Source organism: Tardiphaga sp. 619_E2_N8_4 (genome assembly GCF_051810905.1).
Classification (GTDB): domain Bacteria; phylum Pseudomonadota; class Alphaproteobacteria; order Rhizobiales; family Xanthobacteraceae; genus Tardiphaga; species Tardiphaga robiniae.
This window is the reverse complement of record NZ_JBPWQJ010000001.1, coordinates 4,498,081-4,510,361: the sequence shown is the minus strand read 5'-3', so window position 1 is coordinate 4,510,361 and position 12,281 is coordinate 4,498,081. Positions and strand designations below refer to the sequence as shown.

Below are 12,281 nucleotides of genomic sequence, written 5' to 3'. Positions count from 1 at the left end.
TGACATGGACCATATGAAGAAACGCACATCGATCGCTCTACTCGTTCTCGTCGGCGCTGCCGCGGTTGCGGCCTACACGACGCGCTCCTCGTGGACCGGTGGCAACACCAATGCACAGGCCCCGCAGCGCGCGCGGATCGTTGCGGTCGAGATTGCCAAGGCGGAACGCAAACCGGTTCCGGTCGATGTCGATTCGATCGGTACAGTAACGCCGATTTCAAGTGTCGCGCTCAAGTCGCGGGTGGAAACCACCATCACCTCGGTGCATTTTGAAGACGGCGCCAAGGTCAAGGAAGGCGATCTGCTGTTCACCCTCGATTCGCGGCAGATTGATGCCCAGATCGAGCAGGCCGAAGGCACGCTGGCCCGCGATCAGGCCCAACTGGCCGGTGCGGAACGCGACGTGCGGCGCTTTACGGATCTGATCGGCAAGGGCGCGACTACGCAGGTCAGCGTCGACAATGCCAAGACCCAATCCGACATCCTGGCCGGAACCATCCGGGCCGATCAGTCGGCGCTCGACAATCTCAAGGTCCAGAAGAGCTACACCATCATCCGCGCGCCGTTCTCCGGCCGGATCAGTGCAGCCAATGTGAAGGTCGGCAATTTCGTGCGCCCGGCCGATACGGCGCCGCTCGCCACCATCAATCAGATGGCTCCGGTCTATGTGTCCTTCGCCATTCCGCAGCGTGTGCTTGGCGATCTGCGCGAAGCGATGGCGGCGGGATCGACCTCGGTCATTGCGACCATCCCGAACAGCGGCCGTTCTGAAACCGGCAAGGTGGCGATGGTGGAAAACACTGTGGATTCCACCACCGGCATGGTCACTGTGCGCGGCATCATGAGCAATCCGAACGAAACCCTGTGGCCGGGCATTCTGGTACAGACCAAGTTGATCGTGCGCACCGAGGACGGCGTTGTTGTGCCCACCGTGGCCGTGCAGCGCAGCCAGACCGGGAACTTCGTCTTCATGGTGAAGGACGGCGTCGCCCGTGTTCAGCCTGTCGAAGTCGATCGGACCTTCCAGGGGATTTCGGTGATCTCGTCGGGTTTAAAAGGGGATGAGGACGTCGTCGTTGACGGCCAGCTCTTGCTGACACAAGGCACACGGGTCGAAGCCCGGGCCCGCAAGGCCGGGGCATAAAACATGACCCTCTCGGAGCTCTGCATCCGTCGCCCTGTGATGACCACGCTCATCACGGCGACGATCATCGCGTTTGGCATTTTCGGTTTCCGGCTGCTGCCGGTGTCGGCGCTTCCGAAAGTGGACTTTCCGACCATCGCGGTGACGGCGACCCTGCCAGGCGCCAGCGCCGACACGATGGCGGCCTCGGTCGCCGGCATCATCGAGCGTCAGCTCTCGACCATCGCTGGTATCTCTTCGATGTCGTCGAGCTCATCGCAGGGAACGACCCAGATCATCATTCAGTTCGATCTTAACCGCAATATCGATGCGGCGGCGCTGGACGTGCAGACTGCGCTGACGATCGCACAGCGCCGGTTGCCGATCGAAATGACGATCCCGCCGAGTTTCCGCAAGGTGAACCCCGGCGATTTCCCGGTGCTGTTCATTGCGCTGAGTTCATCGACGCTGCCGCTCTCGGCCGTCAACGAATTTGGCGATATCACCATCGGGCAGGCGCTGTCGCAGATTCCCGGCGTGGCGCAGGTGCTGATCTACGGCACGCAGAAATTCGCCATTCGCGTCCAGGCCGATCCCGAAGCTGCGGCGGCTCGCGGGTTGTCGCTGGAAGATATCCGTACGGCGGTGTCACGTGCGAACTCCTCGACGCCGGTCGGAACTCTGAACGGACCGAAGCAGGACATCTCGCTGCAGGCATCCGGACAGATGTCCAAGGCCGCCGACTATGGCCAGGTCGTTGTTGCATGGCGCAACGGCTCGCCGGTCAAGCTGAACGAAGTCGCCAAGATCTATGACGCCGTCGAAAACGACAAGGTCGCGACCTGGTTGAATGGCGAGCGCGCCATCGTGCTGGCGATCCAGAAGCAACCCGACGCCAACACGGTCGCTGTGGTTGACGGCGTCCGCGCCAAGTTGCCGTCGCTGCGTGCGCAATTGCCGCCATCGGTCGAAGTCAATATGATGATGGACCGCTCGATCTCGGTCCGCGAAGCCGTCGCCGACGTCGAGGAGACATTGCTGATCGCCGTAGTGCTGGTGATCTTCGTGATCTTCCTGTTCCTGCGCTCAGCCTCAGCGACCTTGATTCCCGCACTGGCGGTGCCGATCTCGATTTTCGGCACATGCGCCGCGATGTATATGCTGGACTACTCCATCAACAACATGACGCTGCTGGCGTTGACCCTTTCCGTGGGCTTCGTGGTCGACGACGCCATCGTCATGCTGGAGAATATCGTCCGGCACATCGAACTCGGCATGAAGCCGTTCGATGCGGCCCTGAAGGGCGCGCGCGAAATCGGTTTCACCATCGTCTCGATCACCTTCTCGCTGATCGCGGTGTTCATTCCCGTGCTGCTGATGGGCGGCATTGTCGGCCGCGTGTTCCGTGAATTCGCGGTGACGATCGCGGTGGCGATCATCGTCTCCGGCTTCGTGTCGCTGACGCTGACGCCTATGCTCTGCGCGCGCGTGCTCAAGGCGCACAATCCCGAGCACAAGGAAAATTTCATCCTGCGCGGTTTCGAGCGCATATTTGCGGCTTGGCTGCGCGGTTACGAATGGGCGCTCGATCGCGTACTGGCACACAAGGGCATCATGCTGGTGGTGACACTCGCGACCCTCGGCGGCACCGTTTATCTCTACAACATCGTACCAAAGGGCTTCTTCCCGCAGGAGGATACCGGGTTCCTGACCGGTACGACCGAAGCCGCAACCGATACGTCCTTCGAAGCGATGAGTGCGCGGCAGCAGGCGCTCGCCGATCTGCTGAAATCCGATCCTGCCGTCGAATACATCAACAGCACCGTGGGCTCCGGCGGTCCGAATGCGACGGCGAATTACGGTCGTCTGTTCGTTGCGCTGAAACCGCGCCAGGATCGTGATCCCGCACAGGTGGTGATGACGCGGCTGCGCCAGAAGTCGTTGGCCGTTCCTGGCTTGCAGGCCTTCTTCCAGAGCATCCAGAATCTGAACATCGGCGGCCGACCGTCGAAGAGCCAGTATCAATACGTGCTTCAGGGCAGCGACACCGACACGCTGTATCGCGTATCGCCGGAGATGCGCGACCGCATCGCCAAGGTGCCGGGCCTGCTCGATGTGACCACCGACCTCTACATCAAGAACCCGCAGATGACGGTCGATATCGACCGCGAAAAGGCGGCGGTCTACGGCGTCACCGTCGATCAGGTTCGTAACCAGCTCTATAATGCGTTCGGCTCGCGTCAGGTCGGCACCATCTATATGCCGACCAACGACTATCAGATCATTCTGGAAGCACAGCCGCAGTTCCGGATCGATCCGAGCGACCTCTCCAAGCTCTATATGAAGACGTCGAACAATCAGACCATTCCGCTGAGCGCGGTCGCGCGTCTGGTGCCAACGGTCGGGCCGCTGCAGATCAACCATCAGGGTCAGCAGCCGGCGGTGACGATCTCGTTCAACTTGGTGCCCGGCTATTCGCTGGGCTATGCGGTAGACCAGATCACGCAAATCGAGGCGGATTCCAAACTGCCGGTGACCATCGCCACCGGCTTCTCAGGCACGGCGCAGGTGTTCCAGGATTCGTTGCGCGGGCAGGGCGTGCTGATCCTGGCTGCCGTATTCGCAGCTTTCGTGATCCTCGGCATCCTCTATGAGAGCTTCATCCATCCGATCACGATCATCTCCGGCCTGCCATCCGCGGGTATCGGCGCGATCCTGACCTTGATGCTGTTCAAGATGGAAATGTCGGTCATTGCCATGATCGGCATCGTCATGCTGGTCGGCATCGTCAAGAAGAACGCGATCATGATGGTCGACTTCGCACTCGAGCGTCGCCGCGTCGGCCTGTCGGCCGAACACGCGATCCGCGAAGCCGCGCTGCTGCGTTTCCGCCCGATCATGATGACCACTTTCGCGGCCATCTTCGGCACGCTGCCGATCGCGCTCGGTGCCGGTGCCGGCGCCGAATTGCGTCAGCCACTTGGCGTCGCGGTGGTCGGCGGTCTGTGTGTCTCGCAATTGCTGACGCTGTTCATCACGCCGGTCATCTACATCTATCTCGATCGCATCGACCGCAAGCTGAAGCGCAAGCTGCAGCCGCAGCTCGACGAAGAAGACCACGACGATCGTCCCCGCGTCGTGGCGGCGGAATAGGGTGTCTTAATGCTGGTGAGAACACTCACTGCGGCCGCCTTGCTGGCCGCACTCGTTGTCGCGCCGGTCCGTGCCGACGATCGGATCGAAATCTTCGACGCCCATATGCATTACAACTGGGAGCCGAAGCCGTATTACCAGCCCGACGAAGTGCTAGAGGTTTTCAGGAAGAATCGCGTCACCGGCATTCTCGCCACCAGCCGCCCGAACACCGGCACCCATGTGCTGATGGACGGCAAGGCCAGCGGCAAGGCAGGCGATCTGCAGGTCGTGCCGTTCATCCGGCCGTATCGCGTGCGCGCCGATATCGGCAGCTGGTTCAACGATCCCGTAATCTTCGATCTCGTGCAGGAGGAGTTCAAGCGCGGCTACTATCGCGGTGTCGGCGAATTCCATCTGACCGGCAAGGCGGCCGATACCGAGATGGTCAAGAAGACCGTCGACTTCGCGGTCGCCAACAATCTCTATCTGCACGCACATGCGGACGATGAGGCCGTCGAAATCCTGATGCGGCATAATCCGCGCGCGCAGATCATCTGGGCGCATACCGGCTTTAGCCTCGCGCCGGATCGGGTTGCGGCGATGCTGGTAAAATATCCAAAGCTCTGGGGTGAGTTATCCTATCGCAGCGGCATCGTGGATGGATCAGGCAGACTGACGCCGCAATGGCGCGTGCTGTTTGAGCGCTACCCCGATCGCTTCCTGCTGGGCTCCGACACCTGGGTGCCGGAACGCTGGGCGAGCTATGGCGACATTATGGATGGCTATCGTGCCTGGCTGGCGCAACTGCCGCCGGCGGTCGCCAGGCAGATCGCGCACGGCAATGCCCGGGCGCTGTTCGCCGAGAAATAGACCGATCTAAATGAGCCGAATAGAGGTCAGATCGAGAAGCTGGTCCCGCAGCCGCAGGACGCCGTCGCGTTCGGATTGACGACGCGGAACGAGGCGCCGATCAGGTCATCGACGAAGTCGAGTTCGGAGCCGGCCAGGAACGGTGCTGAGGAGGGGTCGACCAGCACCACGGCGCTGTCACGTTCGATCAGGATGTCGTCGTCCGCCTTGGCGCGCTCAACGTCGAACTTGTACTGGAAGCCGGAGCAGCCGCCGCCTTCAACCGACACGCGGAGCATGGCGCCGTTGCCTTCGGTCTTGAGGATCTCGCCGATCCGGCGCGCAGCACGCGCGCTGACGGTGAGGGGGGCCTCGGTGACTGCAGTGTCGGTCATATCTGGCTCTCCGGGCAGGATTCGAACCATTTGAATCTGCCGCTCCCCATAGTTAAGTGCGGCAGGCTCAGGAATCAATTGGATCAAGGATAAACACGCCGTGTCGGTCGGAATGGCTGCTCCCCGCGCACCCTATGCCTGCGACCCCGATCGCAGCCGTGGACGGCTGTTTTCCGAGGCTCCGAGCCGGACCCGCAGCGCGTTTCGCCGGGATTGCGACCGGGTCATCCACTCGACTGCGTTTCGCCGGCTCAAGCACAAGACCCAGGTCTTCGTGTTCCATGAGGGCGATCATTACCGCACCCGTCTCACCCACACGTTGGAAGTGGCGCAGATCGCCCGCGCCGTGGCCCGGCAACTGGGCCTCGACGAGGACCTGACCGAGACCCTGGCGCTGGCCCATGACATCGGCCATCCGCCGTTCGGCCATGCCGGCGAGCGGGCGCTGGACGCCTGTCTCGAGGCCCATGGCGGTTTCGATCATAACGCCCAGACCCTGCGCCTCGTCACGTCGCTGGAGCATCGGTATCCCGAGTTCGATGGCCTCAACCTGACCTGGGAAACCCTAGAAGGCATCGTCAAACACAACGGGCCTCTGACCGACGCGTTAGGCGCGCCGGTCGGACGTTATGCCACTCACGGCGTGCCATTCGGGATCACCGAATATGACCGCACCTTAGATCTGGAGCTGTCGAGCTTCGCGTCAATGGAGGCTCAGGTTGCGGCGATTGCAGATGATATCGCCTATGACGCTCACGACATCGACGATGGGTTGCGCGCCGGGCTGTTCACCGTCGATGACCTCAAGGCGATGCCGCTGACGCAAGACATGATCGCCAAGATCGACACGCGCTATCCCGGTCTCGACGAGAGCCGCCGCGGCGCCGAACTGGTGCGCGAGCTGATTTCCTATCTGATCGGAGCGGTCGTCGGTGAGACGGAACAACGACTAGCCGCGGTGTTGCCGAAATCCGCGGAGGACATTCGCCGCTGCGGGCGCAAGCTCGTCGCGTTTCGTGCCGACGCGGCAGAAGCCGAGGCTGGGATCAAGGCCTTCCTCTGGCAGCACATGTATCGCCATGAGCGTGTCATGCGGGTGATGGTCGAGGCGGAATGCCTGGTTACCGACCTGTTCGCACGCTATCAGCGCGCGCCCGAGGATCTGCCGCCTGAATGGCTGCCCCCTCAAGGCGCCGAGCCGGAATCGGAGGGCGAACAGGCGCGCCGGATCGGCAATTTCATTGCCGGGATGACCGACCGTTTTGCCATTACCGAGCATATCCGGCTCTTTGACTCGACCCCCGAATTGCGTTAGGCGAAGGCTTCTAAGTGCCTTTCGGGGCTACAGATTTCGGTCCTTGCCCACTTGGCGGATCGGCCGTCAAAGAATTGGCGGAACGCCCCCGAAACCGCTATTCCATCCTGATGCAATCCTGCCGGAATCCTCCGGCGCAAGCTGGTTCCCGTATCGCCATGGCCTCGACTGTTCCGACCCCGCATCTGTTCGCCAACGTGCTCGCGCGCGTTCACGCGATCTGCAAAGCCCTCGTCAGTGAAGGCGTGTTGCCCGCCGGCATCGATCTGTCGCGCGTCGTCGTCGAGCCGACCAAGGATGCGTCGCATGGCGACATGGCGAGCAATGCCGCGATGGTGCTGGCGAAAGAGGCGAAAGCCAAGCCGCGCGATCTGGCTGACGCTATCGCTGCGAAGCTGCGCGAAGACGATCTGGTGACGTCGGTGGATGTCGCCGGACCCGGCTTCATCAATCTCACGCTGAAGTCGTCCGCCTGGGCCGATGCGCTGCGCACGGTGTTGCGCGACGGTGCCTCGTATGGCCGGAGCGCGGTTGGAGCTGGTGAGAAGGTCAATGTCGAATACGTGTCGGCCAATCCGACGGGACCGATGCATGTTGGCCATTGCCGCGGCGCCGTGTTTGGCGATGCGCTGGCGAGTCTGCTCGATTGCGCCGGTTATGACGTCACCCGCGAATACTACATCAACGACGCCGGTGCGCAGGTCGACGTACTCGCGCGCTCGGCACATCTGCGCTACCGCGAGGCGCTAGGCGAAGCTATCGGTGACATTCCGGAAGGCCTGTATCCCGGCGACTATCTGGCGCCGGTGGGGCAGGCGCTCGCGGCTGAGCACGGCGCTGCTCTGAATCAGATGCCCGAGGACAAGTGGCTGCCGATCACACGCGCCAAGGCCATTTCCATGATGATGGAGATGATCAAGGGCGATCTCGCCGCGCTGAACATCTCCCACGAAGTGTTCTTCTCCGAGCGCTCGCTGATCGCAGGCAGCACCGATATGGTCGGCGCGACCATCGATTTCCTGCGCGCCAAGGGCGACGTCTATGAGGGCCGGTTGCCACCGCCGAAGGGCAAGCCGATCGACGATTACGAAGACCGCAAGCAGACCCTGTTCCGCGCCACCGCCTATGGCGATGATGTCGATCGCCCGCTTCTGAAGTCGGACGGCGGCTACACGTATTTTGCGTCCGATATCGCCTATCACAAGACCAAGTTCGACCGCGGCTTCCTCAACATGGTCGACGTCTGGGGCGCCGATCACGGCGGCTACATCAAGCGTGTGCAGGCGGCGATCAAGGCGGTGACGGCAGGGAAGGCTGAGCTCGACGTCAAGATCGTGCAGCTTGTGAAGCTGCTGCGCAACGGCGAGCCGGTGAAGATGTCGAAGCGCTCCGGCGATTTCGTTACCCTGCGCGAAGTGGTCGACGAGGTCGGCTCCGACGCCGTGCGCTTCATGATGCTGTTCCGGAAGAACGACGCGGTGCTGGATTTTGACCTCGCCAAGGTGATCGAGCAGTCCAAGGACAATCCGGTTTTCTATGTCCAGTACGGGCATGCTCGCGGCCATTCGATCTTCCGCAATGCGCGGGAGATGCTGGCCGACCTGCCTCTGGAAACCGAGGCGCGCATTGCCTATCTAAAAGACGCGGTGATGGAGCGGCTCGACGATATCGCCGAGCTGGGCCTGATGCGGCAGTTAGCATTGTACCCACGGATGATAGAATCTGCGGCCACGGCGCATGAGCCGCACCGCATAGCTTTCTATCTGTATGATCTCGCCAGCGAATTTCATGCGCTCTGGACGCGCGGACGGGATATGCCTCATTTACGCTTCATTATCACTAATGATGCAGAACTTACCAAAGCGCGATTGGCACTCGTCCAGAGCGTCGTCTCAGTCCTGGCTTCGGGCCTCGCCGTTCTCGGCGTCACCGCACCGGACGAGATGCGGTAGACAGGGGACGGCCGCTCACATGGGGATCTGTGGGTGGTTCTTGATAGCAGCTGTTTCGTTTGAAAAGCGGGTTGGCGGCTTTCCCGAAGGGGATGCGACATCACAATGGCTAATCGATACCAGAACCGACCTTTCCCAGCGGATGACGATTACGGCCGCGACGCTCAATCGCGGACGAAGGGCGAGGGCGATCCGCTCGCCGAACTCGCGCGGCTGATCGGGCAGACCGACCCGTTCGCGAGCAACAGCCGCCCTGCGCCCGCGCCGCGCCAGGCTGAACCGGCCTATCAGGACGAGCCGGAATATGAGGAAGAACCCGCGCAGCCCGGCCCGCCGCCATGGATGCAGCGTGCAGCAGCCCACGAGCCGCAGCAGCAGGAGTTCGAGAATCTTCATCCCGTGCAGCGTTACGGCGCTCAGCATCAGGAGCCGCAGCATCTGCAGCCGGAGGCCGATTATCATCAGGCGCCAGCATTTGCCGCGCATACGGATCATCAGGCGCAGGATTATCAGGGCCAGTACGACCAGGCTCACGCGCCGCATGATCCCAATCGTTATGACGATGCGCTGTATGGCCACGCCGATGGCACACAGGCCCAGCATCCGCACGATGATCAGTATCAGGATGATCCCTACGCCTATCAGGACGGTTATGCCGAGCAGGAAGAGGCGCCGAAGCGCCGTGGTGGCATGGGGACCGTCGCCATCGTGCTGGCGCTGGCCGTAGTGGGTACCGGTGCTGCCTTCGCCTATCGTACATTTATGGGGTCGGCGCGCACCGGCGAGCCGCCTGTGATCAAGGCCGAACCCGGTCCGAACAAGATCGTCCCGCCGTCGGCGACAGCCGCGACCGACGGCAAGCCGATCCAGGATCGTCTCGGCGGCGCAGCCCCCGAGCGGCTGGTGTCGCGCGAAGAGCAGCCCGTCAACGTGCAGGACGCCACCAAGGCTGGTCCGCGGGTGGTGTTCCCGCCGCTGAATCAGAACGCCAACCCGCCATCGACGGCCAGCGTCTCGCCATCCAACAAGCCGATGGTCGGCAATGGCGCGATGCAGGGCGATGAGCCTCGCAAGATCCGTACTTTTGCCGTCAAGGGTGACCAGTCCGACGCCGGGGCCACACCGGCGGCCCGTCAGGCGCCGGCCCGCATCGCCGCTCCGGCAGCGGTTCCTGCAGCTGCGCCCGCTGCGGCACCGCGCGCGACCAATGCCAATGCCAACGCATCGGCCAATGCCCCGATGTCGCTGTCGCCGCAGGCCGCGCCTCCGGCTGCAGCCGCTCCTCCGGCGCCCTCCCGTATGGCCTCGACCAACCCGACCCAGCAGGCGGCTCCAGTCGCCTCCGGCGGTGGCTATGTGGTCCAGGTATCGTCCCAGCGGTCGGAGGGCGATGCCCAGGCGTCGTTCCGTGCCCTGCAGACCAAGTTCCCCTCGGTGCTGGGATCGCGTGCGCCGTTGATCAAGAAGGCCGACCTTGGCGACAAGGGGACCTATTATCGGGCCATGGTCGGACCGTTCGGTTCGCAGGACGAAGCCTCACAGGTCTGCGGGAACCTGAAATCTGCCGGCGGACAGTGCGTCGTCCAAAGGAATTAACGGCCGTTTCCTTGACCCTGGGTGTTGATGGGGGCTAATCGGCCCCATGAGCACACGCGCATTCATCACCGGTGTATCTGGGCTGGAGCTGACCGCTGAAGAGCGCGCATTTCTGCGTGCGGAACGACCGTGGGGGTTCATTCTCTTCAAGCGTAATGTCGATAATCCCGCCCAAGTTGCTCGACTTGTAGAAGAATTGCGCAACACGACCGGTGATCTCGATGCGCCGGTCCTGATCGATCAGGAAGGCGGTCGAGTGCAGCGCCTGGGGCCGCCGCATTGGCCGGTCTATCCGCCCGGTGCCGTGTTCAGCGCTCTCTACGATGCCGAGCCGGAAGCAGGTCTCAGGGCGGCCTGGCTCAGCTCACGGCTTATTGCGAGTGACCTTGTGGACCTCGGCATCACCGTTGATTGCCTGCCGCTGGCAGACGTCCCCGTGGAGGGCGCTGATGCCGTGATCGGCAATCGCGCCTACGGCACCGAGCCCGGCAAGGTCGCGATTATTGCCCGCGCCGTGACCGACGGTCTGTCGCAAGGTGGCATTCTACCGGTGCTCAAACACATTCCCGGCCATGGTCGGGCCACGGCCGACACCCATTTCAAATTGCCGATCGTGGATAACGCGAAGAGTGAGCTCGAAGCTTCTGATTTCGAAGCATTTCGTCCGCTCGCCGACCTGCCCATGGCGATGACTGCACATGTTGTGTTTAGCGCTCTGGACGCCACCCAACCGGCCACGACTTCTGCGACAATCATCGAACAGGTGATTCGCGGCAGTATCGGGTTCCAAGGTTTGTTGATGAGTGATGACGTGTCCATGAATGCTCTGGCGGGATCGATCGCGGAACGTACGCGGGCAATCGTCAGCGCCGGGTGCGACATGGTCCTGCATTGCAACGGCAAGCTGGACGAGATGCGCGACGTTGTCAGCGAGACCCCGGTTCTGGCTGGGAAGGCGCTTGAGCGCGCTAAGGCGGCTCTTGCTGCTCGCCGTCAGCCGGAGCCGTTCGACCGTACCGCCGGCCGCGCCGAACTGGACGCCTTGATCGCTCGAGCAGGAGCTAGTGCATGAGCGCTGAGATTTTGTCGTTTGAAACCGGCCTGCCGGCAGAGGTCGTTCCCGATGACGAGCCGTCGCTGGTCGTCGACGTCGAAGGCTACGAAGGCCCGCTCGACCTGCTGCTCGCGCTTGCGCGGCAACAGAAGGTCGACCTGCACAAGATTTCGATCCTCGCGCTGGCCGACCAGTATCTGCTGTTCATCGAAGCCGCGCGGAAGATCCGTCTGGAACTGGCTGCCGACTATCTGGTGATGGCGGCGTGGCTGGCATTCCTGAAGTCGCGCCTGCTGCTGCCGGATACGACGGTGCCGGGCGAAGGCCCGAGCGCCGAGGATATGGCGACCGCGCTGGCCAACCGGCTGCGCCGCCTCGAAGCCATCCGCGAAGCCTCGAACAGGCTGATGACCCGGCCGCAGCTCAACCGCGACATCTTTCCGCGCGGCGTTCCCGAGTCGATCGCCGAGGTGAAGCATCCGCGCTTCACGGCGACGCTTTACGACTTGCTGTCGGCCTATGCGACCCAGCGCCAGGCTCGCGTGCTGACGCGCGTCCATCTCGCCAAGCGCACCGTCTGGTCGCTGAGCGAAGCGCGCGCCTCGCTGGAACGGTTGGTCGGCATGGCCGAGGACTGGAGCCGCCTCGACGAATATCTGCTGGCTTATGTAGCCGACCCCGCGCAGCGCGCGACGGTGATGGCCTCGAGTTTTGCAGCTGCGCTTGAACTGGTCCGTGAGGGCACGCTCGACCTCAGCCAGAAAGAAGCATTCGCGCCTTTGTATTTCCGCAAGCACATCGCCCAGCCTGTGCAGGTGGAGCCGGAAGTTCCGGCCGAGTAAGTGGAAGAAGGAGATCCAGA

9 protein-coding genes are annotated in these 12,281 nt (G+C 62.6%); 8 read left to right on the top strand and 1 reads right to left on the bottom strand.

Translation table 11 applies throughout. The annotated features are described in order from the left end of the window. Positions 1–13: 13 nt before the first annotated feature. The 3 genes from AB8A23_RS21680 to AB8A23_RS21670 are packed head-to-tail and all read left to right on the top strand — an operon-like array spanning position 14 to position 5,128. Positions 14–1,144: an efflux RND transporter periplasmic adaptor subunit gene (locus AB8A23_RS21680; protein ID WP_089264722.1), complete on the top strand. Its 1,131-nt coding sequence runs from the start codon at positions 14–16 to the stop codon at positions 1,142–1,144. Between the two features lie 3 nt (positions 1,145–1,147). Further along, positions 1,148–4,276, top strand: a complete 3,129-nt coding sequence (locus AB8A23_RS21675; protein WP_092142516.1) for an efflux RND transporter permease subunit — start codon at positions 1,148–1,150, stop codon at positions 4,274–4,276. A gap of 9 nt (positions 4,277–4,285) precedes the next feature. Further along, positions 4,286–5,128 (top strand): amidohydrolase family protein, encoded by an 843-nt coding sequence (locus tag AB8A23_RS21670; protein WP_184516294.1) that lies wholly within the window; start codon positions 4,286–4,288, stop codon positions 5,126–5,128. Between the two features lie 26 nt (positions 5,129–5,154). On the opposite strand, the gene erpA is transcribed toward AB8A23_RS21670, so the two are convergent. Further along, positions 5,155–5,502, bottom strand: a complete 348-nt coding sequence (gene erpA, locus AB8A23_RS21665) for an iron-sulfur cluster insertion protein ErpA (protein ID WP_093758714.1) — start codon at positions 5,500–5,502, stop codon at positions 5,155–5,157. A 100-nt stretch (positions 5,503–5,602) separates the two neighbouring features. Here erpA and AB8A23_RS21660 point away from each other — a divergent pair, with 100 nt between their 5' ends. The 5 genes from AB8A23_RS21660 (at position 5,603) to AB8A23_RS21640 (ending at position 12,261) form a co-directional block, all read left to right on the top strand. Then, positions 5,603–6,817, top strand: coding sequence for a deoxyguanosinetriphosphate triphosphohydrolase (locus tag AB8A23_RS21660; protein WP_439058258.1), 1,215 nt, complete (start codon positions 5,603–5,605; stop codon positions 6,815–6,817). Positions 6,818–6,975: 158 nt separating this feature from the next. After that, positions 6,976–8,769 carry an arginine--tRNA ligase gene (gene argS, locus AB8A23_RS21655; protein WP_439058259.1) on the top strand — a complete coding sequence of 598 codons (1,794 nt, stop codon included), beginning with the start codon at positions 6,976–6,978 and terminating at the stop codon, positions 8,767–8,769. Positions 8,770–8,874: 105 nt separating this feature from the next. Then, the gene (locus AB8A23_RS21650; RefSeq protein ID WP_439058260.1) at positions 8,875–10,365 is read left to right on the top strand and encodes an SPOR domain-containing protein; all 1,491 of its coding nucleotides are present in this window, start codon (positions 8,875–8,877) and stop codon (positions 10,363–10,365) included. 46 nt (positions 10,366–10,411) lie between these two features. Continuing rightward, the gene (nagZ, locus tag AB8A23_RS21645; RefSeq protein WP_439058261.1) at positions 10,412–11,437 is read left to right on the top strand and encodes a beta-N-acetylhexosaminidase; all 1,026 of its coding nucleotides are present in this window, start codon (positions 10,412–10,414) and stop codon (positions 11,435–11,437) included. Then, entirely contained in the window at positions 11,434–12,261 is an 828-nt protein-coding gene (locus AB8A23_RS21640) for a segregation and condensation protein A (protein ID WP_093758709.1), read from the top strand. Before nagZ ends, AB8A23_RS21640 begins: the two co-directional genes overlap by 4 nt. Positions 12,262–12,281 lie beyond the last annotated feature (20 nt).

Bases quoted from the DNA above. Each gene is read 5' to 3' on its own strand.
- AB8A23_RS21640 (WP_093758709.1), top strand. From the start codon at position 11,434: ATGAGCGCTGAGATTTTGTCGTTTGAAACCGGCCTGCCGGCAGAGGTC.
- AB8A23_RS21670 (WP_184516294.1), top strand. From the start codon at position 4,286: ATGCTGGTGAGAACACTCACTGCGGCCGCCTTGCTGGCCGCACTCGTT.
- AB8A23_RS21680 (WP_089264722.1), top strand. From the start codon at position 14: ATGAAGAAACGCACATCGATCGCTCTACTCGTTCTCGTCGGCGCTGCC.
- argS (WP_439058259.1), top strand. From the start codon at position 6,976: ATGGCCTCGACTGTTCCGACCCCGCATCTGTTCGCCAACGTGCTCGCG.
- nagZ (WP_439058261.1), top strand. From the start codon at position 10,412: ATGAGCACACGCGCATTCATCACCGGTGTATCTGGGCTGGAGCTGACC.
- AB8A23_RS21675 (WP_092142516.1), top strand. From the start codon at position 1,148: ATGACCCTCTCGGAGCTCTGCATCCGTCGCCCTGTGATGACCACGCTC.
- AB8A23_RS21650 (WP_439058260.1), top strand. From the start codon at position 8,875: ATGGCTAATCGATACCAGAACCGACCTTTCCCAGCGGATGACGATTAC.
- erpA (WP_093758714.1), bottom strand. From the start codon at position 5,502: ATGACCGACACTGCAGTCACCGAGGCCCCCCTCACCGTCAGCGCGCGT.